Origin of the sequence: Nostoc sp. MS1 (assembly GCF_019976755.1) — a bacterium.
Classification (GTDB): Bacteria; Cyanobacteriota; Cyanobacteriia; order Cyanobacteriales; family Nostocaceae; genus Trichormus.
Genome location: NZ_AP023441.1, coordinates 1,450,670 through 1,477,660, shown reverse-complemented (window position 1 = coordinate 1,477,660; position 26,991 = coordinate 1,450,670). Strand labels below are relative to the sequence as shown.

General features: G+C 41.5%; 28 protein-coding genes. 13 read left to right on the top strand and 15 right to left on the bottom strand.

Annotation, left to right across the window (positions count from 1 at the left end; genetic code table 11):
• Window positions 1-117: 117 nt before the first annotated feature.
• The 4 genes from pstS (at window position 118) to pstB (ending at window position 4,221) form a co-directional block, all read left to right on the top strand.
• A complete protein-coding gene (gene pstS / locus NSMS1_RS06470) occupies window positions 118-1,299 on the top strand; it encodes a phosphate ABC transporter substrate-binding protein PstS (RefSeq protein WP_224092004.1) in 1,182 nt (393 codons plus the stop codon).
• A 204-nt stretch (window positions 1,300-1,503) separates the two neighbouring features.
• Complete coding sequence (pstC, locus tag NSMS1_RS06465; protein WP_224092002.1) at window positions 1,504-2,454, top strand: phosphate ABC transporter permease subunit PstC; 951 nt, start codon at window positions 1,504-1,506, stop codon at window positions 2,452-2,454.
• 20 nt (window positions 2,455-2,474) lie between these two features.
• Window positions 2,475-3,365 (top strand): phosphate ABC transporter permease PstA, encoded by an 891-nt coding sequence (pstA, locus tag NSMS1_RS06460; protein WP_224091999.1) that lies wholly within the window; start codon window positions 2,475-2,477, stop codon window positions 3,363-3,365.
• A 49-nt stretch (window positions 3,366-3,414) separates the two neighbouring features.
• Entirely contained in the window at window positions 3,415-4,221 is an 807-nt protein-coding gene (gene pstB / locus NSMS1_RS06455; RefSeq protein WP_224091997.1) for a phosphate ABC transporter ATP-binding protein PstB, read from the top strand.
• 116 nt (window positions 4,222-4,337) lie between these two features.
• Here pstB and hypB read toward each other — a convergent pair whose 3' ends face one another.
• The 13 genes from hypB to NSMS1_RS06390 form a co-directional block, all read right to left on the bottom strand.
• On the bottom strand, window positions 4,338-5,186 hold the full coding sequence (gene hypB / locus NSMS1_RS06450; RefSeq protein ID WP_224091995.1) for a hydrogenase nickel incorporation protein HypB: 849 nt from the start codon (window positions 5,184-5,186) through the stop codon (window positions 4,338-4,340).
• A complete protein-coding gene (locus tag NSMS1_RS06445) occupies window positions 5,177-5,518 on the bottom strand; it encodes a hydrogenase maturation nickel metallochaperone HypA (RefSeq protein ID WP_224091993.1) in 342 nt (113 codons plus the stop codon). The genes hypB and NSMS1_RS06445 overlap by 10 nt, the downstream gene beginning before the upstream one ends.
• 18 nt (window positions 5,519-5,536) lie before the next feature.
• Entirely contained in the window at window positions 5,537-6,640 is a 1,104-nt protein-coding gene (gene hypE / locus NSMS1_RS06440) for a hydrogenase expression/formation protein HypE (protein WP_224091991.1), read from the bottom strand.
• A gap of 113 nt (window positions 6,641-6,753) precedes the next feature.
• Entirely contained in the window at window positions 6,754-6,969 is a 216-nt protein-coding gene (locus tag NSMS1_RS06435) for a tautomerase family protein (RefSeq protein ID WP_011321271.1), read from the bottom strand.
• A 52-nt stretch (window positions 6,970-7,021) separates the two neighbouring features.
• Complete coding sequence (gene hypD, locus NSMS1_RS06430) at window positions 7,022-8,173, bottom strand: hydrogenase formation protein HypD (protein ID WP_224091989.1); 1,152 nt, start codon at window positions 8,171-8,173, stop codon at window positions 7,022-7,024.
• Between the two features lie 103 nt (window positions 8,174-8,276).
• The gene (locus NSMS1_RS06425) at window positions 8,277-8,525 is read right to left on the bottom strand and encodes a HypC/HybG/HupF family hydrogenase formation chaperone (protein ID WP_224091987.1); all 249 of its coding nucleotides are present in this window, start codon (window positions 8,523-8,525) and stop codon (window positions 8,277-8,279) included.
• 54 nt (window positions 8,526-8,579) lie between these two features.
• Complete coding sequence (gene hypF, locus NSMS1_RS06420; RefSeq protein WP_224091985.1) at window positions 8,580-10,994, bottom strand: carbamoyltransferase HypF; 2,415 nt, start codon at window positions 10,992-10,994, stop codon at window positions 8,580-8,582.
• Between the two features lie 52 nt (window positions 10,995-11,046).
• Entirely contained in the window at window positions 11,047-12,222 is a 1,176-nt protein-coding gene (locus tag NSMS1_RS06415; RefSeq protein WP_224091984.1) for a hypothetical protein, read from the bottom strand.
• Between the two features lie 118 nt (window positions 12,223-12,340).
• A complete protein-coding gene (locus NSMS1_RS06410) occupies window positions 12,341-12,889 on the bottom strand; it encodes a hypothetical protein (RefSeq protein ID WP_224091983.1) in 549 nt (182 codons plus the stop codon).
• A 123-nt stretch (window positions 12,890-13,012) separates the two neighbouring features.
• On the bottom strand, window positions 13,013-13,489 hold the full coding sequence (locus NSMS1_RS06405) for a NifU family protein (protein WP_224091982.1): 477 nt from the start codon (window positions 13,487-13,489) through the stop codon (window positions 13,013-13,015).
• A gap of 377 nt (window positions 13,490-13,866) precedes the next feature.
• Window positions 13,867-14,847, bottom strand: coding sequence for a hypothetical protein (locus NSMS1_RS06400; protein WP_224091981.1), 981 nt, complete (start codon window positions 14,845-14,847; stop codon window positions 13,867-13,869).
• 260 nt (window positions 14,848-15,107) lie between these two features.
• Complete coding sequence (locus tag NSMS1_RS06395; RefSeq protein ID WP_224091980.1) at window positions 15,108-15,332, bottom strand: hypothetical protein; 225 nt, start codon at window positions 15,330-15,332, stop codon at window positions 15,108-15,110.
• 8 nt (window positions 15,333-15,340) lie between these two features.
• On the bottom strand, window positions 15,341-15,580 hold the full coding sequence (locus NSMS1_RS06390; RefSeq protein WP_224091979.1) for a hypothetical protein: 240 nt from the start codon (window positions 15,578-15,580) through the stop codon (window positions 15,341-15,343).
• 652 nt (window positions 15,581-16,232) lie between these two features.
• On the opposite strand from NSMS1_RS06390, the gene NSMS1_RS06385 reads away from it, so the two are divergent.
• On the top strand, window positions 16,233-17,195 hold the full coding sequence (locus NSMS1_RS06385) for a hydrogenase small subunit (protein WP_224091977.1): 963 nt from the start codon (window positions 16,233-16,235) through the stop codon (window positions 17,193-17,195).
• 99 nt (window positions 17,196-17,294) lie between these two features.
• Window positions 17,295-18,890 (top strand): nickel-dependent hydrogenase large subunit, encoded by a 1,596-nt coding sequence (locus NSMS1_RS06380; protein ID WP_224095140.1) that lies wholly within the window; start codon window positions 17,295-17,297, stop codon window positions 18,888-18,890.
• A 178-nt stretch (window positions 18,891-19,068) separates the two neighbouring features.
• On the opposite strand, the gene NSMS1_RS06375 is transcribed toward NSMS1_RS06380, so the two are convergent.
• Complete coding sequence (locus NSMS1_RS06375; RefSeq protein ID WP_224091975.1) at window positions 19,069-19,857, bottom strand: hypothetical protein; 789 nt, start codon at window positions 19,855-19,857, stop codon at window positions 19,069-19,071.
• A gap of 120 nt (window positions 19,858-19,977) precedes the next feature.
• On the opposite strand from NSMS1_RS06375, the gene NSMS1_RS06370 reads away from it, so the two are divergent.
• Together NSMS1_RS06370 and NSMS1_RS06365 are read left to right on the top strand one after the other, a co-directional pair.
• A complete protein-coding gene (locus NSMS1_RS06370) occupies window positions 19,978-20,187 on the top strand; it encodes a hypothetical protein (RefSeq protein WP_224091973.1) in 210 nt (69 codons plus the stop codon).
• The gene (locus tag NSMS1_RS06365) at window positions 20,188-20,601 is read left to right on the top strand and encodes an HNH endonuclease (RefSeq protein ID WP_224091971.1); all 414 of its coding nucleotides are present in this window, start codon (window positions 20,188-20,190) and stop codon (window positions 20,599-20,601) included.
• A 35-nt stretch (window positions 20,602-20,636) separates the two neighbouring features.
• On the opposite strand, the gene NSMS1_RS06360 is transcribed toward NSMS1_RS06365, so the two are convergent.
• Window positions 20,637-21,437 (bottom strand): DJ-1/PfpI family protein, encoded by an 801-nt coding sequence (locus tag NSMS1_RS06360; RefSeq protein ID WP_224091970.1) that lies wholly within the window; start codon window positions 21,435-21,437, stop codon window positions 20,637-20,639.
• Between the two features lie 77 nt (window positions 21,438-21,514).
• Between NSMS1_RS06360 and NSMS1_RS06355 the strand changes: the two genes are divergently transcribed.
• From NSMS1_RS06355 to NSMS1_RS06335, 5 genes are all read left to right on the top strand, one after another.
• Entirely contained in the window at window positions 21,515-23,440 is a 1,926-nt protein-coding gene (locus NSMS1_RS06355) for a S9 family peptidase (RefSeq protein ID WP_224091969.1), read from the top strand.
• Window positions 23,441-23,868: 428 nt separating this feature from the next.
• On the top strand, window positions 23,869-24,423 hold the full coding sequence (locus NSMS1_RS06350) for a thioredoxin family protein (protein WP_224091968.1): 555 nt from the start codon (window positions 23,869-23,871) through the stop codon (window positions 24,421-24,423).
• A 70-nt stretch (window positions 24,424-24,493) separates the two neighbouring features.
• Window positions 24,494-25,222, top strand: coding sequence for a UMP kinase (gene pyrH / locus NSMS1_RS06345; protein ID WP_224091967.1), 729 nt, complete (start codon window positions 24,494-24,496; stop codon window positions 25,220-25,222).
• Window positions 25,209-25,757 carry a ribosome recycling factor gene (frr, locus tag NSMS1_RS06340; protein ID WP_224091966.1) on the top strand — a complete coding sequence of 183 codons (549 nt, stop codon included), beginning with the start codon at window positions 25,209-25,211 and terminating at the stop codon, window positions 25,755-25,757. Before pyrH ends, frr begins: the two co-directional genes overlap by 14 nt.
• A gap of 86 nt (window positions 25,758-25,843) precedes the next feature.
• Window positions 25,844-26,965 carry a geranylgeranyl reductase family protein gene (locus NSMS1_RS06335; protein WP_224091965.1) on the top strand — a complete coding sequence of 374 codons (1,122 nt, stop codon included), beginning with the start codon at window positions 25,844-25,846 and terminating at the stop codon, window positions 26,963-26,965.
• The last annotated feature ends 26 nt before the right edge of the window (window positions 26,966-26,991 follow it).

The following is a 26,991-nucleotide window of genomic DNA, read 5'->3' as shown; positions in this document are numbered from 1 at the left end:
ATAATATCTAAAAAATATATATTTTTTCCTTTTTCTTAACCTGTTCTTAACCTTGACACCTATCTATAGAAGGTAGCTTAGAAACAGCCCTCTAAAAATTTTCCAAAACAGACAGCGATGCTCTCCAATTTAAAGAGAAATAAAAGTAACCGCATTCCAGTGACAATTACCGTATTAACACTGGCAATGAGTTTGGCTGCTTGTGGCGGTCAACAAGGCTCAGACACTTCTACAAATCCTGATACCTCATCCGGCACTGCTAAAAATGCTACAGCTTCCAATCCATCAAAATTGGATTTGGGTGGTAATGTAACATTGAGTGGTGCTGGTGCATCTTTCCCCGCACCACTATATTCAAGTTGGTTTACAGAATTAAACAAAAAGTACCCCAATCTACAAGTCAACTATCAGTCAGTTGGTAGCGGCGCTGGAGTTGAACAATTTATTAAAGGTACTGTAGATTTTGGGGCCAGTGATGTGGCCATGAAGGATGAAGAAATTCAAAAAGTACCACAAGACAAAGGTGTTTTGTTACTACCAATGACGGCTGGTAGCATTGTCATGGCTTACAATCTGCCTGATGTTGCCGAATTGAAGCTACCAAGAGCAGTCTATGCGGACATCTTACTAGGAAATATTAAAACCTGGAACGATAAAAAAATTGCTGATGCCAACCCAGGTGTTAACCTTCCCAATCAACCTATTACAGTTGTACACCGTTCAGACGGTAGTGGTACTACAGGCGTATTTACAAAACACCTCAGCGCTATCAGCCCAACCTGGAAAAGCAAAGTTGGTGAGGGGAAAACTGTTAACTGGCCTGTGGGTGTTGGTGCAAAAGGCAATGAAGGTGTAACAGCACAAATTCAACAAACTCAAGGTGCTATCGGTTACGTAGAATACGGCTACGCTAAACAAAACGGACTTAAGTTTGCCGAACTGGAAAATAAAGCTGGAAAATTTGTTACACCTTCAGAAGAATCAGCATCTAAAACTTTGGCATCTGTACCCTTACCCGCAAACTTGCGTGCTTTTATTGCTGATCCTGAAGGTGCAGATTCTTATCCCATAGTCACCTATACTTGGCTTCTGGCTTATAAAAAATATGCTGATCCAGCAAAAGCTAAAGCTGTGGAAGCGGCAATTGAGTATGGCTTGACAGAAGGGCAAAAGCTCTCATCAGAATTAGGATATGTACCCTTACCTCAGAGTGTCGTAACTAAAGTGGCAGCTGCCGCCGATCAAATTAGCCCAGAGTATAAAATTTCTGTGGCTGGCAATACCAGCGCTAGCAAGTAACTTAGATGTGCTGGGTACTGAGTTATAAGACTATCTTTACCTAATAAGATAGGACATTTTTACTCAGTAATTGATTTTTGGTTTACAGGCATTAACGTTTTCTTGATTGATGTGGCTGGTACTTAAATTAAAGTGAAGCCACAATGTAATAGATTAGCTTGCTTCTCACATATTCCTCTGATTTAATATTAAAAGTCAGTATTCATGGCTACAAACTCTCAAAATTTGCCATCAGCTATCAAAAGTCGTTCTGAAGCTGAAAAATCTATAGATCGAGGCTTTATTTGGCTGACTCGGATTTTTGCTTTGGCGATCGCCGGCATTTTATTATGGATAGCGGTACAAGTCACTATTGCCGCTTGGCCAGCGATACAGCAATTCGGGGCTGGTTTTTTAACTAAACGTACCTGGAATCCAGTTAATGATGATTATGGCGTATTAGCCCCAGTTTACGGAACTATTGTTAGCTCATTTATCGGGTTATTGCTAGCAGTACCTATCGGCGTAGGAACAGCTGTATTATTGAGTGAAGACTTCCTACCCGTCAAGGTACGTACTGTATTAGTGTTTTTAGTAGAGTTGCTGGCGGCTATTCCCAGTGTTGTTTATGGAGTCTGGGGTATTTTTGTATTAGTACCAATTTTAAGTAATCTCGGCAGGTGGCTCAACAGCACGTTGGGTTGGTTGCCAATTTTTAGCACCGCTCCCACAGGCCCAGGAATGTTACCTGCGGGGGTCATTTTGGCAATTATGACTTTGCCTATTATTACTGCTATCTCCCGTGATGCTTTAATTTCTGTGCCACCAAGTTTGCGCCAAGCATCATTAGGATTAGGAGCGACGCGCTGGGAAACAATTTTTCAAGTGCTTATTCCCTCAGCATTTTCTGGTATTGTCAGTGCTGTGATGCTGGCACTAGGTAGAGCAATGGGCGAAACGATGGCTGTCACCATGTTGATTGGTAACTCCAACAATCTCAGCGCCTCCCTGTTAGCACCAGCCAATACCATTTCTTCTCTACTGGCAAACCAATTTTCGGAAGCGAGTGGTTTGCAAGTTGCGGCATTGATGTATGCGGCTTTAGTTTTATTTATTCTGACTTTAATTGTAAATATTCTGGCTGAATTAATAGTTATCCGAGTCAAGCGAATTTAGCTTTGTGGGGAGTTGAATCTATGAATACTGATTTTCCTGAAAGGAGTTTAAGTCGCGCTCCCATGTCTGGACGGACGCTGTTTAATACGGCGATGACAGGGATAGCGTTTTTATGCGGAGCTTTAGCACTTCTACCCTTGTTGGCAGTGTTATCTTATGTAATTATCAAAGGTTTTAGCAGCCTGAATTTGAGCATATTTACTGAACTACCTCCCGCTCCTTTAAGACAAGGAGGTGGTTTTGGTAATGCTATATTAGGTACAATTCTAATGGTAGGAATTGGTGCATTAATTAGTATTCCATTAGGTGTGATAGCAGCAATCTATCTAACAGAATTTAGTTCTGGTAAAATATCTAGGTGGATCAGATTTGCGACTAATGTTCTCAGTGGTGTTCCCTCCATCATTGCTGGGGTATTTGCTTATGGGGTTGTAGTTCTCACATTAGTAAAGCTGAATTTAGGTTCATATTCAGCTCTAGGTGGAGGATTTGCATTGGCAATCTTAATGTTGCCAATTATTGTGAGAACTACAGATGAAGCTTTACAACTAGTTTCACAAGATTTACGACAAGCATCCGTAGGATTAGGAGCCACTAATTTCCAGACAGTAACACAAGTTGTCTTGCCAGCTGCCCTCCCGGCAATTGTTACAGGATCAACATTGTCAATTGCCCGTGCGGCTGGCGAAACTGCCCCTCTGTTGTTTACTGCGTTATTTTCATCATTTTGGATTGATTGGCGTAATCCTCTATTCCAACCGACAGCTTCTCTGGCTGTTCTGGTTTACAACTTTGCCATTTCTCCGTTTAAAAATTGGCAGTCATTAGCTTGGGCTGCATCTTTAATTTTGGTGTTGATGGTTCTCATCACCAGTATTATTGCTCGCTGGGCGACTCGTCAAAAAGCTTAAAACTTAATCAAAGTCGTCTGCCATCCTTAACACTTAAACTAGACCATTTATGGCTACAAATACTAGCACTCTCAATAGCACAGAAACAGTTCTCAAAGCTGAAAATCTTAACATTTACTACGGTAAATTCCTGGCTTTACAAAATATTTGGCTAGATATTCCCAAAAATAAGGTCACAGCCTTTATTGGCCCTTCTGGTTGCGGTAAAAGTACCTTGTTGCGGTGTTATAACCGCCTCAATGACCTAATTGAATCTTTCCGGGCTGAAGGTAAGATTTTATACTACGACAAGAACTTGTACGCTCAAGATATTGATCCAGTAGAAGTCCGTCGCCGGATTGGAATGGTGTTTCAAAGACCAAATCCATTTCCTAAATCAATTTATGACAATATCACCTATGGAGCCAAGATTAATGGCTACAAAGGTAATATGGATGAGTTGGTAGAAAGTAGCTTACGCAAAGCAGCATTGTGGGATGAAGTCAAGGATAAACTGCGCCAAAGTGGCTCATCTTTATCTGGTGGACAACAACAGCGTTTATGTATTGCTAGAGCGATCGCAGTTCAACCAGAGATTATACTTATGGATGAACCTTGCTCTGCGTTAGACCCCATCTCTACCCTACGTGTAGAAGAACTCATCCACGAACTCAAAGAACAATACACCATCGTCATCGTTACCCACAATATGCAGCAAGCAGCGCGGGTATCTGACATGACAGCCTTTTTTAACGTTAAGTCAACAGATGGAGGTGGTCGTAGCGGCTATTTGGTAGAATTTGATGCTACCGAATCAATTTTCAATAATCCCCAGCAAGAAGATACTAGAGATTACGTTAGCGGCAGATTCGGTTAAACATTTTTCCTCAACTTAATTCTGAGAATTAGGTATGCTATGCACACCTAATTTTATTTTTTTATGAGAATGTCGTTATCAGCTATGCGGGGCGAACCTGTAGGATATTTTGAATTTTAAACTGGTTGTAATGAATTAGTTACTTTCTCAGTTAGCCATTTGTACCAAATATCTAAGCCTGCGCCTGTGGTTGCAGAAACTTGAAAAATTTGTATGTTAGGATTTACTTGTTGTGCATATTCTATACAACGCTGCACATCGAACTGCACATAAGGCAATAAATCTATTTTCGTAAGAATCATCACTTCACTAGCGCGGAACATATGGGGATACTTAATGGGTTTATCCTCTCCTTCCGTCACTGACAAAATTACAACTTTTGCCTGTTCTCCTAAATCAAACAAAGCAGGACAAACTAAATTACCAACATTTTCAATCATCAATACTGAGTTCATCGGCGGGTTTAATTGTTGTAAACCCCTTTCAATCATCGAAGCATCCAAATGACAGCCTGTACCTGTGTTAATTTGCACAACTTTACAGCCTGTTTCCTTGATTCTTTTAGCATCATTAATTGTTTCTTGGTCGCCTTCAATGACGCTTATAGGTAATTGCTGCTTGAGGTCATTGATAGTACGAGTTAAGAGAGTTGTTTTACCCGCACCAGGGGAACTCATTAAATTTAAAGCGAGAATATTTCGCCCTTTAAACCATCCCCGATTTTGGGCTGCTAATAGATTATTTTTACCTAAAATCTCTTGTTCTAAAGATATAGTTGTGCCATGAATTTTAGCATGAAGTTGTGAAGGGTCATGCTCACGGTGATGGTATTGAGTGTGTGTATGAGTGATAACAGTACCATCTGGTAAAGTGTGGCTATGATGATGGTTGTGTTCCATTTCACCTGTTTCTAAATTAGTAACTGTACCTTCAGCATCATCAGAACAACCGCAGCTTACACACATACTTCTTCGACCTCTATCTCCTTAATTTTGAGTTCTTCACCCGTAATTAAATCTAAATGCACACTACCACAGCCACAAAGGCCAAATGGTTTTTCTAGAGCAATTTCTGTACCACATTGACGACATTTAGCCAAACCAGGAATTTCCAAAATTTCTAATACTGCGCCTTCTAATGCTGTACCTTGACTACAAATATCAAAACAAAATCGGATAGCATCTGGCATGATAGCGGAAAGTTTGCCAATTTCTACTAAAACTCGCTGTACTTTTGAGCCTTGAGCATATTCATTAACAATAGCGACAATGTTTTGGGTAATTCCTAGTTCGTGCATGAAACGCTCTACTTAAAATTAACAAATTCGTGGTAGTTGGTCGCCAACTAGCATATCAACAATCCGTTCTGTGCCGAAAGCAGTTTTTAACAATACCACCCCTGGAGGAGAAGCAATAACCTCACCAATAATACACGCATTTTGTCCTAATGGATGAGATTTCATTGCGGCTAGGACGGTTTGTGCTTGTTCACTCTTAACTACTATTACTAATTTCCCTTCATTGGCTAAATATAATGGGTCTAAACCCAAAATTTCGCAAATTCCTTTAACTTCTTCCCGCACTGGAATAAATTCTTCGTGTATACGTATTCCTACATTAGAACTATTAGAAAATTCATTTAAGACTGTGGCTAAACCGCCCCGTGTAGCATCTCTCATGGCATGAATTTGGGGGCAAACATTGAGAATAGTTGCTACTAAATCATGTAATGGTTGACAATCACTTTCTATATTACTTTCTAAGGCTAATTCCCCACGAGCAATTAAAATTGCTGCCCCATGATTACCCAGTTCACCATTAACAATTATGGCATCTCCAGGTTGAATATTGTGTGCAGAAATATTAATTCCGGCTGGGATAATACCAATACCAGCAGTGTTAATAAAAAGCTTATCTGCACAGCCACGATGGACGACTTTGGTATCACCTGTGACAATTTGCACTCCAGCTTTTTGTGCGGCTGCTTTCATGCTCGTGGCGATACGTCTTAAGGTTTGGGTTGGCAGTCCTTCTTCTAAAATTACGCTACAGGTGAGATATAAAGGTTTAGCACCACTGACAGCTAAATCATTAACTGTGCCATTTATAGCTAATTCTCCTATATCACTACCAGGGAAAAATAGAGGATCTACCACATAAGAATCTGTAGTAAAAGCCAGTCTATCTCCCTGTTGTAAAAGACTAGATAAATTGAAAGTGGCTTGGTCTTCTAATTGGGAGAGTATGGGATTATCAAAATTACTAACAAAGATATCATCAATTAAATCGCGCATGGCTTTACCGCCACTACCATGTGCCAGTGTGATATGTGTATCTTTAACTTTAGCTTGGCGACGGCGGGCTTGTTCGATTTTTTGAAATAGAGAATTTTGGGGAATGTTATCAGTGGAGAAATCCATTTTTAATAATTCGTAATTCGTAATTCGTAATTCGTAATTAATTTCTTGATTTTTAATTCTTTGTAAGATGCCTTACCAATGACGTAACGCATCTTACTATTTACACCGTAGTTCTATCTACCTGTTTCGTCGTGTCTGCCACGATGTCTATCACAATGTAAAATACCATTTACAGCCCAGTTTTCGCGTTCAAATTCATCAATATGAACAGTTATCCATTCTGGTTTAGTATCCAAAGCTGTGACTAAGGCGTTAGTAATTGCTTCTACTAAATGCCGTTTTTTTTCGATGGAATGTCCTCTGGCAATTTTGACGGTGACAAATGGCATACTAATTTTCCTCGCAGTGTGGTTTTGTAGAGTGTCGCTGCTTTTGTGGAGGTTATGAAGAGATAGTCACTTTAGGCTTCTCGGTTGTTTGTTTTTGCAAAGTTTTCGAGAATCTGCCATATTTATAGTATGCTGCACAAGCTCCTTCTGATGACACCATACAAGTACCTATTGGTGTTTCTGGTGTACAAGCTGTACCAAATACTTTACACTGCCAAGGTTTGAGGACTCCTTTGAGTATTTCGCCACACTGACAAGCTTTATGATCGGCAACTTTACGATTAGGAATGATAAATTTTAATTCGGCATCAAATTGAGCATATTCATCTCTAATTTTTAAGCCAGAATAGGGGATTTCATCTAAGCCCCGCCATGCAAATGTGTCGCGGACTGCAAACACTTTGTTCATGGCTTCTAGAGCTATTTGATTACCAGATTTTTGGACTAATCTATTATATTGATTTTCTACTTCACAGCGATTTTCTACTATTTGTTGTAGCAGCATCCAAATAGATTGCAAAATATCTAATGGTTCAAAGCCGGAAACAACTATAGGTTTATGATATTTTTGGGCAATAAATTCATAAGGATCTGTGCCAATTACCATACTCACATGGCCAGGGCCGACAAATCCATCTAGTTGTAAATTAGGGTTATTTAATAAGGCTTGCAGGGCGGGAATTACCAGAACGTGATTGCAAAACATACTAAAATTAGTGATGTTTTCCGCCGCAGCTTGAAGGATGGTAAAGGCCGTGCTGGGGGCTGTGGTTTCAAAGCCTAAAGCAAAAAATACAACTTCTTTATCTGGATTATTTTTGGCAATTTGCAGGCTATCTAGGGGGGAGTAAACCATGCGGATATCTGCGCCTGTAGCTTTGGCTTGCAGCAAGCTGGTTTTGGAACCGGGAACGCGCATGGTGTCGCCAAAGGTTGCTAAGATGACGTTGGGGTTTTGAGAAATTGCGATCGCATCATCTAACCTACCCTTTGGCATAACGCACACTGGGCAACCTGGGCCATGAATTAGTTCGACATTGGCTGGTAATATTTCTTCAATACCATATTTGAAAATAGAGTGAGTATGCCCACCGCATACTTCCATAATTTTTATATGTTTATTTATTTGCTGGCTGAGTTTTTCAATTTCCCGGCGTAAGGCTTCTGCTTTTTCTGGTTCCCGAAATTCATCGACGTATTTCATAAATTGGGGAGTGGGGAGTGGGGAGTTGGGAGTTGGGAGTAGGGGGAGATGAGGGAGATGAGGAAGTAGGGGGAGGTAGGGGAGAATAACTAATGACTAATGACTAACTCATAACTGAAGCAATTTCTTCTAATAGTTTTAGGGTTTCTGCTGCTTCTTGTTCGTTAATTCTATTCATGGCGAAGCCGACGTGAACTAATACCCAATCTCCTAAACATGCTTCGGGGGGATGTTGTTCATCTACGATGCAGGCGATGTTTACTTGGCGTTTGACTCCGCCGACATCAACTATGGCTAGTTTATTGTTGATGTCGGTGATTTCGACTATTTGTCCGGGGATTCCTAAACACATTTTTATAGACCTTTTGTAGAGGTGTGAACCACAGAGGTACAGAGACACAGAGAGTTAATTATTTAAAATTTGTGCGGCTGTTATTACTGATTGTCCTAGTGAGATTCCGCCGTCGTTTGTGGGAATTTGGCTATGGGTGAGGGTATTAATTTCTAATTTTTTTAGTTGCTCGGTTACTAGTTGTAATAAGAGTTTATTTTGAAATACTCCCCCTGTCAGAACGACTTGATTAAATGAGTTTTGTTGACGGAGTTTTTTGACTGTCTCCAAGATGACATTAGCTAAACTTAGATGAAATTTAGCAGCTATAACTTGTTGTGGAGTTTGCTGTTTTAAGTCATCAAGCAATAATTGCCACATGGGGCTGGGGTCTATACAATAAATATTATCCGAAAAGATAAAATGAAAGGGATATATTCCTATTTCTTTAGGATGATTTAATGTAGTGACATCCGCTATGGCTTCTAGTGCGATCGCCGCCTGTCCTTCATAGCTGCATTGTTCTGGACAAATGCCAATAGCCGCAGCTACAGCATCAAACAGCCGTCCTACTGAAGAAGCTAGAGGGGTATTAATACCTTTTTCTACAAGTTGATTGAGTAAACTTATCGGCTTTTGCTGTAAAAGTTTGATAATCTCTAACTCGCTGTATTCTTGGCAACAATTATCCCAAAGATTGGCATTTAATAAGTGGGCGTAGGTATTGCGCCAAGGTTGGTAAATTGCCTGTTCACCGCCTATCATTGCCACTGTCTTAAATGTAGCTAGGCGTTGAAATTGACGATAGTCAGCTAAAAGAAATTCTCCACCCCAAATTGTACCATCCGCACCATAACCTAAACCGTCAAAGGCAATACCTAAAACTGGATTTGTATCTATGGGTATGCTATTTTCTGCCATACAAGCGGCAATATGGGCGTGATGATGTTGGATAGAATGCAGGGGGATTGTGTTAGCTGCTGCTAATTCTTTGCCGAGCTTAGTTGATAAATATTCGGGGTGTAAATCAATGGCGATCGCTTGCGGTTTATGTTGAAATAGATTTAAGTATAAATTGAGTGTATTTTGATAAGCATTAAATGCGGCAGCATTTTCTAAATCACCCACATGTTGAGATATAATTGCTTCGCCTTCTCGTAATAAACAAAAGGTATTTTTTAACTCACTACCCATTGCTAAAATCTGGGAAACATTATCAAATCCTGGCGGTAATTTAATCGGTGCAGGTGCATAACCCCTAGCGCGACGAATGATTTGAATTTTATCTTCAACCACCCGCACAATAGAATCATCGACTCGGTTAACAATTTCCCGATTATGTAGTAAGAAATAATCAGCTATTTTCCCTAACTTTTCCTTAGCCTCATCATTATCTATACATTGCGGTTCATCAGAAAGATTCCCACTTGTTAATACAATTGGGCGGTTCATTCGCTTGAGAATTAAATGATGTAACGGCGTGTAAGGTAGCATGAAGCCCAACGTATTTTCTCCTGGGGCGACAGATGGGACGATGGGGTGGGGAGTGGGGAGTGGTGAGTGGGGAGTGGAGGGAGAATTATTTAGCTTATTTTCCCAGTTATCAATCCTCAGTTGCCTTTTCTCCAATAAAACAATTGGTGCGGCTGGACTGGCTAATAGTTCTTTTTCTCTATCATTAACTAGACAATACTGTTTAATAATGCCAATGTCCCGCGCCATTAATGCGAAGGGTTTAGCATATCTTTTTTTACGCTGGCGCAATTTCTGTACAGCCGTCTCTTGCGTTGCATCACAGGCCAGATGGATACCGCCTATGCCTTTAATGGCGACGATTTCACCTTTCTGCAACAAGGTACAAACAGCATCCACATCATCCAACATTGAGAACATGGAAGCGGTTACGGGTTTACCATCAGCGCGTTCTAGCCAAGCTTTGGGGCCGCAGGTGTGACAGGCTACGGGTTGGGCGTGAAAGCGGCGGTTTTCAACATTGTGGTATTCCTTCTCACATTCTGGACACATAACAAATGCAGACATACTGGTGTTGCATCTGTCATAGGGAATGGCGCGAATGATGCTTAAACGGGGGCCGCAATGGGTACAGTTAGTAAAGGGATAACGATAAAAGCGGCTAAAGGGGTCAAATATTTCTCGCTGACATTCGGGACAAGTAGCCGCATCTGGGGGAATTTCTGTTCTGGCGGTACTATTTACACTAGGAGAAATCACAAAATCATCAAAGTTTAATTCACCCTCGTATGGTGTTCTGATGAGTTCGTTAATTTTCGCTAGTGGTGGACATTCTTGCTGTAATCTAGAAACGAATTGTGTTAAAGCTGCTTCACTACCAGAGACGCGAATTAACACACCCTGTCCATCATTACAAACATCCCCCCGTAAACCGCAGGCTTTGGCCAAACGATACACAGTAGGACGAAACCCTACACCTTGGACAGTACCACAAACTCTGATTTCCTCAGCAGCCATAATAATTCGTAATGGGCTACGCCCCGCTTCGCTAACGTAATTAAGACAGTATTTATTGAAATTGCCACAGCAAGATTCGGTTATTTCCAGAGTCAGATATTACTGCCGTGCTGCCACAAATCTTGACTCCGTAACACCAATTTAAGCTATCGCGTGTTGCTTGCCCGAAGTTGCGGTTTTCGCTTTTACTTTGGAAAGTGTTTTGTCCAGCGATCGCATCCGCCACCGCACCCTGCAATAATAATATTGACTCTCGCTTCCTCCATCCTAACAACCGGGAGTTAGCAGTATCCGCCACCAATAACCAATCTCCATCCACCGCCACCCCATAGGGCATACTTAAACTACCCGCACTAGGAAAATAAACCCCTTGGTTCATCTCCACAAAATCAAAACTTTTTTGTCCCAACACCACCGCACAAGGCGCATTATTTTCTGTGGGTATCCCTTGCCAAATCATCACCCGATTATTACCCGCATCGGTGACAACTAAATTATCATCCCAAATGGCAATATCATGACACCAGCGCATACTCGCAGCCGTGGGAGAACCGCCGCCGTTCTCATTACGAGAAATCATATCCGGCTGTCCCAAAACTATATCGGCGGGTTGTCCGTTTTCTGTTGGTAATTGCTGCCAAATTAATAGCCTTCTATTACCAGTATCAGCCACAAATAACTTGCCTTGATGATAGAAAACCCCATAAGGCCAGTGCATAGTATTAGCATCTGGTAATTGTTTACCTCGGTTTGATTCGTTATCAGTAAAATTAGCTTGTCCTAACACCAAATCTGCGGGAACATTGCTATCCTCTGGCAACTTATGCCAAATTAAAACACGATGATTCCAAGCATCCGCGACAGCTAAACCTGAATCACAGACACAAATACCCGTTGGTACACTAACCGTAGCCCTTCCTGGCATACCTTTAGCATTTTGTCCTTCATGATAAAAGTCTGGTTGTCCAATTACCCAGTCCGCCGCTTGGCTATCTGTCGTGGGTAACTTCCGCCAACCCAATAACCGATGATGTCCTGTATCTGATACCCATAACGGCCCTGTTTGGGATACCAAACAAGCACCACGCGGGCCAAACATCGTTGTCGGAGTTGGCGCTAGGGGAATTGCTAATAATTCAGGGTTGAGAATATCACCTAAAATTACCTGTGCGCCTTGAGGTGATAAGGGTATTTGAGAAATGGTTACTTCCGGTGGTAAGTTCGACATTAAATTATATTAAAAATAGTTTTTTATAAATAATGAGATGCACGCTGATATTATTTAAAATTACTAGCGTGCATTTGCCTGTATAAGTAGTTGCAGTTATCAATTGATTTTGACAGATTTATTTCCAATTTAAAACAACATTAACAGAACCATCATTATCTTCATAAAGACCCTTTACATCATTAGCTGCAAAATAAATGATTTCACCAGTTCTTAATTCAAAACTACCATTTGCACCTACAACAATACACTGACCCTGTTGTGTTTTCACAATTAAAGCGCCTAATGGATAACCTGGACATAGTTTCTTTGGATTAGCAGCAAAATTGCCGTCACCATCGGGTGAAATATATCCTTTTGGTAAATCATCTCCAGTCACATTTTTAGGAATCAAACTCCATTTTCCTTCAGCATGAAAACTTACTTGTATAGGTTTATTTTCAGGATTTTTAAATGGATTACCTTGCTCAGATGTAGAGTCAACTGTAACAGTTTGGTTGGATTGGGCTACTGTATTAGTTGGATTAGGCTGTGATGTTCCTGAAGAAGGCGATAAAGGCTTAACAACTTGAACAATTGCTAATATTCCTGTTAATACGCCTGCTATTCCTGTAAGAATACCGGGCATACTACTCCAGAAACTGGTATTTTGGCTGTTATCACTCATGCTATGTACCCTTAGTTATGAATCTATAATCAGGTTACTATTGGGTTACAAGTGGTATTGACAGCTTTTCGGAATTTTAAACAATATAATTTATAGTTGAATTTACTACGCTATCGCCATTCATCACTTCACAGCAATTACTGTCATAATTTCTGGACACACCGATTTAATCGCCTGTTCCACCCCTTGCGATAACGTCAAATTAGAAGCTGGACAACTACTACAAGTACCTATCAACCGCACCTCTACAGTATCCGGTGCTTTAATTGCGACTAACTCCACATCCCCATTATGACTTTTCAACCCCGGACGCACTTCATCAAGGGCTGCTTGCACACGTTGTAAAAGCGGTGGCTTGGGAGGTTTCACCAACTCGTGATAAAGCAAAACCCCATACACTACTTCATCTTTTACCGCATTTTGTAAAGCTGGTAAAGACTCCTGCTTCACACTTTTAATTAATCGCGTCAAAGCTTCCTTATGTAAATCCTCAATAGCCCTTTTCAACCCAACCACCACACCACGCTGAGTTTCATCCCATTCGGAGATAATAGCCTCATAGCGGCTAATTTCTGTTACTAATTCTTCTAGGTTAGTCATTAATCAAAAGTCCATAGTCAACAGTGAGATATTGCGTTCCTGTCGCCTTGCGTCGGAAAGCAACTATCGAACCTGTAAAGGTCAACAGTTAACCGTCAACAGTTTTTCACTTCATCCTTTAAGTAGGTGGACACAATTATTTATAAGACGCATTTCGACTACGCTCAATGCTCGTTAACCTGATTAGAAGAGGGTTGAGTTTCGACTACGCGGTAATCGAGCGTAGTCGAGATTCAACTCCCGCGCAGTCGAAACCCGGTGCTATCAAGTTAAGTTTAATTTAGTCCTTCTACTTACCCAAAATAACCCAGTGGTAAAATTAATCTCACCCGCTACTAAATTCGCCATCAAATCAGACACGAGATTTTCCTCTCAAACTAATTACTCATACTCACCCTAATTTCTGCCCCCACTTCCTGCAAAGCCTGGGCTACTGCTTCCGCCTGTTCTGTTTGTTGATATTGGCTGAATATTTCCCAAGCTTGTTGATAGTAATCTCTGGCTTGTAAAAGATTTCTAGAATTACCTAATTCTGGCTTTTCCGGGTTATCAGGTAAATTAAATAAGGCGTTTGCTTTGTTGGCGATTGTGTTAGCATACTCTAAAGGGGTATCTTGAGAGTTACGCACTTTTAAGGCTTCATTATAAGCAGCGATCGCTCGTAAATTATTTTCGATAGGATGGGAACTTTGTAAATATTGCAAGGCGTTACCCAGGTTGTTTTGCAACATTGCATATTCTCTGGGATGTTCAATCAAATTAATATACTTGAGTGCTGATTCAAATGTCTGTACAGCCAAGCCTTCATAGAGGTTTTGCTGTTCTGCACCGCCCGACATCGAAAGATAGGCGATCGCAATATTATTAGATAAAATCGCGTATTCTTGAGGATACTTCTCGCTCGTAAATACGCGCATCGCTTCCTGATAAGCTGCGATACTATCGGTTATCCTTGCCGCATTAAAAGCAACGAGAGACTGTAACACCAGTCCTAAATTCATCTGTGCTTCGGCGATTTCTTCTGGTACAGCTAATTGTTGGAGAATTGGCAAAGCCTCCTCATAACCAGCCTTAGCTTGTAAAAGCAATTCTGCACCCGCTTCAGGAATTGATTTTAACGCTCCAGCCATCCCAGCTTGCGATCGCGCTTTCCATAGAGAATAGTCTGTACCGCACATTTTAATTGCTTGTTGATATAACTCAACAGCATTCCACAAATCATCGGGAGTTTTTGGTTTTTTCTGCAAACCTTGCGCCAATTCGATCAACATCTGAATTTTTTCTTCAGTTGTTGCTGATTCCGATGCAATGGCTGCCATTGCAGCTTTGACTGTTGAATCTGTAATGCTGGGTGTCATCTAAGGTTATAAGTTGTTATGAACTAATGAAACGTTGATACACTTAGATGCAGTCAGATAACTTAGCTGCTGTTTTTCGCTATCAACTTAAATTAGAAGTAGTTTAACTCGCTGATTTTTCAGATAGTGAGGCAATTTTAACCAAAAATGTAAATAACTAGCCCATTTCCAAGTTACTTGATATTCTCGTTCCTCTGTGCCTCCGTGCCTCCGTGGTTATAAATAAGTATTTCCAACCACAGAGGAACGCAGAGGTTTAATCACTTCATTTTGAAGTCTTTGAGGAGAAAGGGCATCATTAACCCTGTTACCAAACTAGACAAAGTTACTGGGATACACAAAGGGATTGCTGCCTGTGCCAGCAGAACAAATATTAACAAACCGACAGTAATACCAATTAAGGTTTGCTGTAGGAAATGTAACGGATCGCGGATTAGCTTACCTTTGAAAAATAACTTAACAGAGTACCAACCTAATTCCAACATATTTTCTCCTAAAAACTACTCAAAAAGTTCAAGGCAAAAAAACCTAAAATTAAGGCAGGAATTGTACCTGCGGGTGCAAATAAAGCGCCTAACATAGCTGAGAAAGAATAACCGATATCTTTGCCAGCTAAAATCATGCCACCAATAGCACCACCAACCATCGATATAACTGTAGCTATCAGTAACCACAATAATCCGGTTACTAAAGTTATGTCACCAAATACCATATTGTTGAGAAATTCATCCATTTTCCCTGTTCCTTGTGATGTGTAACGGGTGATTTGTCATAAAAAAATTATTTTCTATTCGCCTGTATGTAGTGTTATGAGAATTTCCTATTCTTGATCGGCGATATAGATAAACCAAACTTGATGACAATTCCCATACCTAATAGTGGGGATTTTTACTTAATACTCAGTTACCAATTTCTCCGCACTATTTTAATAAACTTAATATATAACAATTTGTCTACAAAATTCTTCAGTATATGTGTATGTATTGAATACTCAAACTGCTGATTTTTCTGTATCAATATGTCACACAATTAATTTATAAGCATTACATCAAATATATATATGTGAAAACCTGCTTTTAAACAGTTACTTCTATTATTATTGCTAAAATTCTTGGAAATAAAAGATTTTAGAAAAAATGCTGTATTTTTACTTATAGAGAGATATCAAATAAACATATTTTTATATAGAAATTGTTTACAAAATAACTAAACAATTAAATATAACTTTTATTTTATTTTCTACCAAATATTAATTTTTATTTAATAAAATAAAAATGAGTAAAAAAGAACCTTATTGTGGAAAGTAAATCTCCTTAAACAGGTGCGACTCCACAAACGTAAACACCTGCGTCATACCTGATAAACAATCATCAAACACATAGCCAATGACTAACGTACTCTGGCTGCAAGGTGGAGCTTGTTCGGGCAACACCATGTCTTTTCTTAATGCCGAAGAGCCGACAGTCTGTGATTTAATTGCTGATTTTGGCATTAACGTACTGTGGCATCCCTCTTTGGGATTGGAACTAGGCGATCGCTTACAAACCTTACTTTGGGACTGCATCTTAGGCAAAACACCTTTAGATATTTTAGTATTTGAAGGTAGTGTCGTAAATGCACCCAACGGCACAGGCGAATGGAATCGATTTGCCGATCGCCCCATGAAAGCTTGGTTAACCGACCTCGCCAAAGCAGCGAATTTCGTCGTCGCTGTGGGCGACTGCGCCACCTGGGGCGGAATCCCCGCAATGGAACCAAACCCCAGCGAATCCGAAGGGTTGCAATTCCTCAAGCGTAAAGAAGGCGGCTTCTTAGGTAAAGACTATCGGTCTAAAGCTGGCTTACCAGTGATTAATATTCCCGGTTGTCCAGCACACCCTGATTGGATTACGCAGATATTAGTTGCGATCGCTACCGGACGCATAGCCGACATCGCCCTCGACGACCTCAACCGTCCGCAAACCTTCTTCAACACCTTCACCCAAACAGGTTGTACCCGTAACGTCCACTTCGCCTACAAAGCCTCTACGGCGGAATTTGGACAACGTAAAGGCTGCTTATTCTACGACTTGGGTTGTCGTGGCCCCATGACTCATTCCTCTTGTAACCGCATCCTCTGGAATAAGGTTTCTTCCAAAACCCGCGCCGGGATGCCCTGCTTAGGTTGCACAGAACCAGAGTTTCCCTTCTTTGACCTCAAACCCGGAACTGTATTTAAAACACAAACAGTCATGGGAGTTCCCAAAGAACTACCACCAGGAGTTAAGAAGAAAGACTACGCCCTTCTTACAATGGTCGCCAAAGATGCAGCACCAGATTGGGCAGAAGAAGACTTTTTTACTGTTTAGTCATTAGTCATTAGTCATTAGTTCATAGTCCAGATTTTTGGCTGTTGACTGTTGACTGTTGACTGTTGACTGTTGACCATTGACTATGGACAAATAATTATGGGAAGACAAACATTAGACATTTCGCCCGTCGGCAGAGTCGAGGGTGATTTAGACGTTCGGGTAGAAATTGCTGATGGACAAGTTGTTAATGCTTGGACACACGCCGAACTATTTCGCGGCTTTGAAGTAATCTTACGCGGCAAAGACCCCCAAGCCGGATTAATTGTTACGCCTCGTATCTGCGGTATCTGCGGTGGTTCTCACCTGACTTGTGCATCCTGGGCGTTAGATACAGCCTGGGGTACGGAAGTTCCCCGCAACGCAATTTTGGCAAGAAATCTTGGTCAAATTGTCGAAACAATCCAAAGCATCCCCCGCTACTTTTATGGATTGTTCGCCATTGACTTAACCAACAAAAAATATCGTAGCAGTCGCTTCTATGATGATGCAGTCCGCCGCTTCGCCGCCTTCACAGGTAAATCCTACGAACTCGGTGTAACCATATCTGCAAAACCTGTAGAAATCTACGCACTATTAGGTGGTCAATGGCCTCATTCTAGCTACATGGTTCCTGGCGGTGTGATGTGCGCCCCCACCCTCACCGACATTACCCGCGCTTGGGCAATTCTCGAATATTTCCGCACCAACTGGTTAGAACCTGTATGGTTGGGCTGTTCTTTAGAACGCTACGAAGAAATTCAAACTTACGATGACTTCATGGCGTGGTTAGACGAAGACATCAAACACCGTGAATCAGACTTGGGCTTTTACTGGCGCATGGGTCTAGATATCGGCTTGGATAGATATGGTGCTGGTGTTGGTAAATATGTCACTTGGGGCTATTTACCCCATGAGGATAGATACCAAAAGCCGACAATTGAAAGCCGCAATGCAGCCATGATTATGAAAAGTGGTGTGTATGACAGCTTCACAGACACTCACACTTTGATGGATCATACCTTTGCCCGTGAGAATACAACTCATGCTTGGTATGATGAAGGCACAGCAGATATCCATCCCTTTGACCGGACTACTAACCCCATCCAAAAGAACACCAAAGACTTTAATAACGCCTATTCTTGGTCTAGTGCAGTTAAACACCAAGACTTTGGACGTTTAGAAGCTGGTGCTTTAGCTAGACAATTAGTGGCTGGTGGTAAGCATGGTGAATCTTGGCAGCATTACGATGGTTTTATCCTTGATGTGTTCAAGCACTTCGGCGGCGCTAACATTCATGTGCGCCAATTAGCACGGGTTCACGAACAGGTCAAACTATACCGCGAAGCTGAACGCTGTCTGCGTGAGTTCGTCTTAAACGACCCCTGGTATATTAAACCCAAAGAGAAAGATGGACGCGGTTGGGGTGCAACAGAAGCTGCGCGTGGTTCTTTGTGTCACTGGGTGGAAGTAGAAGATGGCAAGATTAAGAACTATCAAGTAATTGCACCTACGACTTGGAATGTCGGCCCCCGTGATAGTGAAGGGGTTAAAGGCCCGATTGAGGAAGCTTTAGTAGGTACACCGATCGCAGATCCAACTGATCCTGTGGAAGTGGGACACGTCGCGCGATCGTTTGACTCTTGTTTGGTGTGTACTGTTCACGCCCACGATGCGAAGACCGGTGAGGAGTTGGCGCGTTTTCGCACTGCGTAGTTGAGGTGGAGATTTAAACGCGGAGGGGCGCGGAGGTTGGCGCAGAGGTACGCGGAGAGTTTGTTATGAGTAGGATGGCTAATGGCTAGTTTTTATTTAGTCATTAGCTCATTTAGTATGATTTCTTAGTCATCCGTATAAGAATGATATGATTATATAATTCTGTCTTGGTTACTGCTTAAAATATAGGTGAAATAATCACTTTAACAGTAAGGCCGTCTTTGTTACCACTTAAATCATTTTCAAGCCCTCGTGGATTGGCTATTTGCCCTTCTGGATCGTAAACAAAACAAATTAATATTTTGCAATCAGGATGAGTACGGTAACGTTCAATATCAATTATTAATTGCTCACCTACCTCTTTAGCTCCAAGACGATTACGAGCTTTTTTGACTTCAATCACTGTTTGCTCTTTTTTTAAGAGGAAATCCATGCGTGAATTACTACCAGCACGATTTGGTGTCCATTCTTCTGGTCTGACATCATCAAATTCTAGTAGCAATAATGAGTGAAGAAGGTCTTGCACATCGTATTCATCCTTTACATCAAGCGTTTCTCGATTCTCATGTCGGGAACGTAATTGTTTTACGACCCGGTGGAAGCGATTACATATCTGCTCAATAATTGATAAACAATCTCTACTATTAGCCGCAACACTATCATCCCAGTAATCAACAACTTCATCTATAAATGACTGAAGAATTGATTGAGCTTGATCTAGCCCATCACGGTACGCTTCTTGAAATGCAGAAGGTGGTGTTAGGTTTGATGCTACTACTACACTGAAGTTAATCTTATCAAAATCTTTAATATGGCGAGTTCTTTCTCCAAAGATTTTCTCAATTAATACTTGGGTATCTCTTTGCCACTTCGTAAACTCTGGAGAGAAAGATTTCTGTTGCTTTAGTTTAGGAATTGCTTCAATCTGCTGATTAAACTTTTCAATAGTCCTTTCTTTACTGAGCATAGTCTTAAGTTATTAATTTTAAAGGAAGTAATATTTCCTCGACATATATAATTAAATATACAGCTAATTGACTAGCGTATAATAATATTAGAAATTGCAATATTAATTGACATATTTTGTATGCCTGAAATTATCGAGATACCAGTTGATCTAACTCATTTTAAACTTCCCGAAGCCGTCCAAGAACGTCTTCAATTTTTGCTTGATCGTCAAGATACAGGCGAAACTCTTACCCAAGCAGAACGAAGGGAAGCCGAAGGGCTAATTGAGTTAGCAGAATTTTTATCTTTACTACATTTGCGTTCGCAGCGTGTCATGCAGCATGGATAAATGGTAACAATTCCAGTTGCTTTACGTCGATTAGTTATTCAAAGAGCATCTGATCGCTGTGAGTATTGCGGTTTATCCCAAGCAGGTCAAGCAGCAACATTCCATATAGATCACATTACTCCTGTAATAGCAGGTGGTACAACAACAGAAAATAACTTGGCTTTGGCTTGTGTATCCTGTTCACTTTACAAGGCTGCTCGACAAATCGTCGAAGACCCAGAAACAGGCGAAAAAGTACCCATCTTCAACCCTCGCCAACAAGTATGGACAGAACATTTTCAGTGGGATGGTGTACAAGTTGTTGGATTAACAGCTACAGGACGAGCGACTATTAACGCGCTCAAGATGAATCGTCCAATTATACTAGCGATTCGAGCAGAAGAAGAACTTTTAGGTCGCCATCCACCCTCCTAATAATCTAGTATGGTGGCAGTTGGTTAAAAAAACTACTACAGCTGATCGCTTGTTGAATTTCCACTCATCACTCGTTGGACAATCTGTTGTCTACTTTCCTGAAAACCTTGACTAGCTGCTCGAACGCGCTTCAGTACATCCGCAGAAGCAGTATCAGGAGAACCACTATTAAATGGCGGTTGGGGATTATATTCTATTTGTAGCTGAATTTCCTGTGCCAGAGTTTCGCCAAATAATTCTGCGGCGATCGCCAATGCAAAATCAATCCCTGCGGTTACACCTCCGCCTGTAATCCGATTGCGATCAATCACTATTCTTTGTTTAACTGCTTCTACACCCAACATTTCTAATAAATTCAACGATAGCCAATGAGTAGTAGCACGATAGCCTGTAAGTAAACCAGCCGCAGCCAAAAGTAAAGAACCAGTACATACAGATGTCACGTAACGCGCTTGTTCCCCTTGGGTTTTGAGAAACTCTAAAAAGTTTTTGTCTTCCAGTTTGGCATTAATTCCTGGGCCGCCAGGGACACACAACACATCTAAATTAGGCGCTTCGGCAAAAGTTGTATCTGGGAGAAAAGTTAAACCGCGATCGCTCTTAATCGGTTCTAATGTTTCTGAAAGCAAGTATAAATTTGTCTTGGGAAACCTTGTAAATACTTCATAAGGCCCGGTGAAGTCTAGTTGTGTCACGCTAGGAAACAGGACAATTCCTATTGATACGGAATGAGTTATTTCTGTACTACTCATAATTGGCACGTTAAATAAGATAATTTTCTCAGTATTACCGCTTACTTTGCCAGAGTGGCTAAGTAGGCTTGAGGACTTCAACATCAAGCTAGTTTAATGGTAATTGGTAATCAGAAGCTCGATAATGACATTAGTTACTGATATTAGGAAGCTGATAGCGCGTGATTAAACCACAGGTAGCATCTTACGGTTCTTGGAGTTCCCCCATCACAACAGACTTAATTACTGCACGTACCATTGGGTTGGGACAAATTACTCTTGATGGTGAAGACACTTATTGGAGCGAGTTACGGCCTTCAGAGCAAGGCAGAACAGTTGTAGTGCGTCGGAGTGGAAATAACCAAATTCAAGATGTTACTCCGGCTGGGTTTAATGTGCGTACCCGTGTTCATGAATATGGTGGTAGCTCTTATTTCATCTTTGATGGCACTGCTTACTTTAGCAACTTTGCAGACCAACGCCTTTATCGTCAAGATATTAATACTGAACCGCAAGCTATTACACCCATAGTTGCTGTGCGCTATGCAGACGGAATTTTTGACGGTCAACGCCAGCGAATTATATGTGTATCCGAGGATCACAGCATTGCTAACAGTGAGCCTATCAATACTCTGGTGAGCTTGAGATTAGCAGGAGATATTAAACCTTTAGCCTCTGGAAATGACTTTTACTCCTCACCTCGGTTGAGTCCTGACGGTTCTCGCTTGGCTTGGCTGACTTGGAACCATCCTAATATGCCGTGGGATGGTACTCAACTTTGGGTGGGGGAATTTCTCGCAGATGGTAGTTTAGGTAATACTCAACAAATTGCTGGTGGTGTAAATGAATCCATATTTCAACCAGAGTGGTCTAGCGATGGCACACTGTACTTTATTAGTGACCGCACTGGTTGGTGGAATCTATATCGTTGGCAAGATGGACAGATACAAGCGTTGACACAAATGGAAGCAGAATTTGGTCGTCCTCAATGGCTTTTGGGGATGTCTACTTATGCTTTCGAGTCCGCTAACCGTATTATCTGCACATATACTCAACAAGGTATTTGGTACTTAGCTAGTCTTGATACAACAACAAACCAGTTGCAACCACTACCAACACCATATACAGAAATTAGCGGAATTAAAGCAAGCGCAGGACGAGCAGTTTTCTTAGCAAGTTCTCCAACTGAATCAACGGCTATTGTGCAACTTGATTTATCTACGGAAAAACTAGAAGTATTACGGCGCTCTAGTGATGTAACTATTGACCCTGGTTATCTTTCCCTTCCTCAACCAATTGAGTACCCAACCACCAACGGTCAAACCGCCTATGCCATATTTTATCCACCCCAAAACCGTGATTACACTGCCCCAGAAACGGAAAAACCCCCTCTGATTGTCAAAAGCCACGGCGGCCCAACCGCAGCAGCTTCTAGTAGTCTGAGCTTTAGTATTCAATACTGGACTAGCCGGGGTATAGCTGTTTTAGATGTCAATTATGGTGGTAGTACAGGTTATGGACGGGAGTATCGTCAAAGATTAGATGGTCAGTGGGGAATTGTCGATGTAGATGATTGTGTCTTTGGCGCACGTTATCTAGTAGAACAAGGATTAGTTGACGGCGATCGCTTGGCTATTTCTGGTGGTAGTGCGGGTGGATATACAACGCTTTGTGCTTTGACTTTCCGTGATACCTTCAAAGCTGGTGCTAGTTACTTTGGAGTCAGTGACTTAGAAGCTTTAGCAAGGGATACACACAAATTTGAATCGCGGTATTTAGAAGGTTTAATTGGTGCTTATCCACAACAGCGACAGCTTTATCAACAACGCTCTCCCATCAATTGGGTTGAGAATCTTGCCTGTCCGGTAATTTTTTTCCAAGGACTAGAAGATCAAGTAGTTCCACCCAACCAAACAGAAGCAATGTATAAAGCATTACTAGTTAAAGGTGTGCCAGTTGCTTATGTTCCGTTTGCGGGTGAACAGCATGGCTTCCGTAAAGCAGAAAATATCAAAAAATCCCTAGAAGCCGAACTCTACTTTTATTCACGTATCTTCTCTTTTGAACTGTCAGAAACTATTGAATCGATAATTATTGAAAATGCTTGATTTCTCTTAATATCCAGCGCAATATCCATAAGGCAGTTAACACATTGTTATTGAGCATCATATAAGTAGGTGGATACAATTACTTAGAAGACGCATTTCGACTGCGCTCAATGCTCGTTTACCTGATTAGAAGAGGGTTGAGTTTCGACTACGCGGTAATCGAGCGTAGTCGAAACCCGGCGACCTCAAGTTAGGTTTAATTTAGTCCTTCTACTTATTAAATCTGGATTTTTTAGCAGCGAGATGATAACTTTACAAACTCCTAATGAATGGATACAGAAATTCAGTAGTTCTACAATTTACGTGAGCAAAGACCGTACATAAAATTTACTGTATATTCAGCATCTACTAATAGGTGATTCACTCCTCAACAGCGAGGCTGAACTTCACCTAAAACTATTGTTTCTCGTGCAGGCTGGCTAAAGAAAATGACTCTACTAGAGACAAGTAACACTCCGGTTGGTGGCTACGCACCAGATTTTGAATTACCAGGGATTGACAATCAAGTCCACCATCTTAGCCGTTACTTGGAAAGTTTTCGGGCAGTTGGCGTGATTTCTTTATGTAATTACTGTCCTTATGTAAATCTATATTTAGATAGAATTAAAAATATTCAGGCAGAATTTGCGGCAGAGGGTTTGATTTTAATTGCCATCAATGCTAGTGATATTACCGAAGGAAGTTGGACAAGCCTAGCAAGTATGAAAGCCTTTGCCCAGCAGCACCAATTAAATTTCCCTTACCTATGGGATTCTACCCAAGAAGTTAGCCGCACTTTTGGCGCAACAACAACACCGATGGCCTTCTTGATCGACACTCATGGTATATTGCGATATAGAGGGCAGATTGACAATCATCCTCACAAGCCATCATCTATAGGTGAAGACTATCTGCGAAATGCGATCGCTGCTCTGTTAAAAGGCGAAAAAATACCAGTACCTGAAACGGAACCAGTAGGCACTTCATTGATCTGGCGTATATAGACATAGACAGTCATTGTACTGCTATCTTAAATTGGAGGCACTTGCAACTTTTTTGATAAAGCGGAACTTCATGGGAACGAATTACCGACGGGTTTTACTCAAACTGAGCGGTGAAGCCTTAATGGGCAACATGGGTTATGGTATTGATCCAGAAGTGGTCAAAGAAATAGCCCAAGAAATAGCAGAGGTGATAGCCACTGGCGTTCAGATTGCCATCGTCGTTGGCGGTGGTAACATTTTTCGTGGCGTTAAAGCCGCTTCGGCGGGGATGGATAGAGCCACAGCCGATTATATTGGTATGATCGCCACGGTCATGAACGCCATGACACTACAAGATTCACTAGAACGCATAGGAGTCCAGACGCGGGTACAAACTGCGATCGCTATGCAGGAATTAGCTGAACCATATATCCGCCGTCGAGCCATCCGTCATCTAGAAAAGGGACGGGTGGTTATTTTTGGTGCGGGTTCCGGTAATCCATTTTTTACCACAGATACAACAGCAGCATTAAGAGCAGCAGAAATAGACGCAGAAGTAATATTTAAAGCGACTAAGGTAGATGGGGTGTATGATGCAGACCCCGAAATCTATCCTAACGCCAAACGTTATAACAGTCTCACCTACGCCCATGTCTTAAATCAAGACTTGCGCGTAATGGATAGTACGGCGATCGCCCTTTGTAAAGAAAATAATATCCCTATTCTTGTATTTGACCTAACAACGCGAGGAAATATCCGCCGCGCTGTTTTAGGAGAATCCATCGGTACCCTTGTGGGAGGTTCTTGTGAAATTAGCTGAAGCTGAAAGTAAAATGCAACATACTGTTGAGGCTACTCAACGGTCATTTAATACAATTAGGACTGGCCGAGCCAATGCCAGTCTACTAGATAAGGTATCTGTAGAATACTATGGTACACCTACACCCTTAAAATCCTTGGCAAACATTAGCACACCGGATGCTACCACAATACTGATTCAGCCATACGATAAAGGCAGTCTAAATATTATCGAAAAGGCTATTTCTCTATCAGATGTGGGTTTAACACCTAGTAACGACGGTTCTACAGTGCGCTTGAATATACCACCTTTAACAAGCGATCGCCGTAAAGAACTAGTCAAACTTGCTGCTAAGTACGCAGAAGAAGGTCGTGTTGCTATTCGTAACATCCGCCGTGACGCGATAGACTCAATTCGCAAACAAGAGAAAAACGCCGAAGTTTCCGAAGACGAATCTAAAGACCTACAAGACAAACTGCAAAAACTCACCAATAAGTACACCGCCAGAGTTGACGAATTATTGGCTGAAAAAGAAAAAGACATCTCCACAGTCTAATTTATTTCCTGGCTGGAGGACATTAGGTTCTTCAGCCTTTTTATCAACAGTCAACAGTCCATAGTCAACAGTCAACATTGGGAATTATGTACGACGTTATTATTGTCGGTGCTGGGCCTGCGGGTGGCGCAGCAGCATATCATTTGGCCAAAAAAGGGCATTCAGTATTAATTTTAGAAAAAGAATCCTTACCTAGATATAAACCATGTGGTGGGGGAGTGTCACCAATAGTTGCCGAATGGTTTGACTTTGACTTTAGCCCCGCAATTTCTCTGAAGGTAGACTCGTTTCGTTTTACCTGGAACTTAGGCGACCCTGTAGAGGCGGAAATTGGTACGAAAGAACCAGTGTGGATGGTGCGCCGGGAAGTTTTTGACCATTTTTTAGTACAGCAAGCGCAAAAGCAAGGCGCAGAACTGCGAGATAATACAGAAGTAACAGGAGTTGAATTTAGTAGCGATCGCTGGCAAGTTAACACAGCAAATGGCCCCGTTACTGGACGCTATTTAATCGCGGCTGATGGTGCTAAAGGCCCGATGGCAAAATGGCTAGGCTTCAAAGACCGTAAACGCCGTTTAGCTGGTGCATTAGAAGCAGAAGTTCCCGCCGATGTTGAAGATAAATCGACAATTCACTTCGAGTTCGGTTTAGTCAAAAACGGCTATATTTGGAACTTTCCTAAAGAAAATGGTTATTCAATTGGTGTAGGAACCTTTATCGGTGGACAACCCCAAGATTTTAAGAAAATTTTGGTTGAATACTCTAAATTATTTAATATAGATGTCCAGACCAGTAAGCAATATGGTCATCCTATCGCCTTATGGGATGGTAATCAGAAGTTACATACACAAAACGCTATCTTGGCGGGAGAAGCAGCTTGTGTAGTTGACCCCATGACCGCAGAAGGTATTCGTCCCTCAATTTATAGTGGTGTTCACGCCGCAGCCGCAGTTGACAAAGCCCTTTGTGGTGATATCAACGCTTTAGAAGAATATACCAAAATCATCCATGAAACTTGGGGTGCGGAAATGGCTTGGGCGCAAAAATTAGCAGGTGCATTTTATCGCTTTCCTAGCGTTGGTTATCAAGTGGGTGTTAAGCGTCCCACTGCACCCAAAGTTATGGGGAAAATCCTCTGTGGTGAAATGTCCTACAGCAGTGTTGCTGGACGCGCCCTCAAGCGTTTAATTCCAGGTTTTAGGGGTTAAAATTTATTCATAGTGCTGTGGTACTG

Bases quoted from the DNA above. Each gene is read 5' to 3' on its own strand.
- pstS (WP_224092004.1), top strand. From the start codon at position 118: ATGCTCTCCAATTTAAAGAGAAATAAAAGTAACCGCATTCCAGTGACA.
- pstC (WP_224092002.1), top strand. From the start codon at position 1,504: ATGGCTACAAACTCTCAAAATTTGCCATCAGCTATCAAAAGTCGTTCT.
- pstA (WP_224091999.1), top strand. From the start codon at position 2,475: ATGAATACTGATTTTCCTGAAAGGAGTTTAAGTCGCGCTCCCATGTCT.
- pstB (WP_224091997.1), top strand. From the start codon at position 3,415: ATGGCTACAAATACTAGCACTCTCAATAGCACAGAAACAGTTCTCAAA.
- hypB (WP_224091995.1), bottom strand. From the start codon at position 5,186: ATGTGTGTAAGCTGCGGTTGTTCTGATGATGCTGAAGGTACAGTTACT.
- NSMS1_RS06445 (WP_224091993.1), bottom strand. From the start codon at position 5,518: ATGCACGAACTAGGAATTACCCAAAACATTGTCGCTATTGTTAATGAA.
- hypE (WP_224091991.1), bottom strand. From the start codon at position 6,640: ATGGATTTCTCCACTGATAACATTCCCCAAAATTCTCTATTTCAAAAA.
- NSMS1_RS06435 (WP_011321271.1), bottom strand. From the start codon at position 6,969: ATGCCATTTGTCACCGTCAAAATTGCCAGAGGACATTCCATCGAAAAA.
- hypD (WP_224091989.1), bottom strand. From the start codon at position 8,173: ATGAAATACGTCGATGAATTTCGGGAACCAGAAAAAGCAGAAGCCTTA.
- NSMS1_RS06425 (WP_224091987.1), bottom strand. From the start codon at position 8,525: ATGTGTTTAGGAATCCCCGGACAAATAGTCGAAATCACCGACATCAAC.
- hypF (WP_224091985.1), bottom strand. From the start codon at position 10,994: ATGGCTGCTGAGGAAATCAGAGTTTGTGGTACTGTCCAAGGTGTAGGG.
- NSMS1_RS06415 (WP_224091984.1), bottom strand. From the start codon at position 12,222: ATGTCGAACTTACCACCGGAAGTAACCATTTCTCAAATACCCTTATCA.
- NSMS1_RS06410 (WP_224091983.1), bottom strand. From the start codon at position 12,889: ATGAGTGATAACAGCCAAAATACCAGTTTCTGGAGTAGTATGCCCGGT.
- NSMS1_RS06405 (WP_224091982.1), bottom strand. From the start codon at position 13,489: ATGACTAACCTAGAAGAATTAGTAACAGAAATTAGCCGCTATGAGGCT.
- NSMS1_RS06400 (WP_224091981.1), bottom strand. From the start codon at position 14,847: ATGACACCCAGCATTACAGATTCAACAGTCAAAGCTGCAATGGCAGCC.
- NSMS1_RS06395 (WP_224091980.1), bottom strand. From the start codon at position 15,332: ATGTTGGAATTAGGTTGGTACTCTGTTAAGTTATTTTTCAAAGGTAAG.
- NSMS1_RS06390 (WP_224091979.1), bottom strand. From the start codon at position 15,580: ATGGATGAATTTCTCAACAATATGGTATTTGGTGACATAACTTTAGTA.
- NSMS1_RS06385 (WP_224091977.1), top strand. From the start codon at position 16,233: ATGACTAACGTACTCTGGCTGCAAGGTGGAGCTTGTTCGGGCAACACC.
- NSMS1_RS06380 (WP_224095140.1), top strand. From the start codon at position 17,295: ATGGGAAGACAAACATTAGACATTTCGCCCGTCGGCAGAGTCGAGGGT.
- NSMS1_RS06375 (WP_224091975.1), bottom strand. From the start codon at position 19,857: ATGCTCAGTAAAGAAAGGACTATTGAAAAGTTTAATCAGCAGATTGAA.
- NSMS1_RS06370 (WP_224091973.1), top strand. From the start codon at position 19,978: ATGCCTGAAATTATCGAGATACCAGTTGATCTAACTCATTTTAAACTT.
- NSMS1_RS06365 (WP_224091971.1), top strand. From the start codon at position 20,188: ATGGTAACAATTCCAGTTGCTTTACGTCGATTAGTTATTCAAAGAGCA.
- NSMS1_RS06360 (WP_224091970.1), bottom strand. From the start codon at position 21,437: ATGTTGAAGTCCTCAAGCCTACTTAGCCACTCTGGCAAAGTAAGCGGT.
- NSMS1_RS06350 (WP_224091968.1), top strand. From the start codon at position 23,869: ATGACTCTACTAGAGACAAGTAACACTCCGGTTGGTGGCTACGCACCA.
- pyrH (WP_224091967.1), top strand. From the start codon at position 24,494: ATGGGAACGAATTACCGACGGGTTTTACTCAAACTGAGCGGTGAAGCC.
- NSMS1_RS06335 (WP_224091965.1), top strand. From the start codon at position 25,844: ATGTACGACGTTATTATTGTCGGTGCTGGGCCTGCGGGTGGCGCAGCA.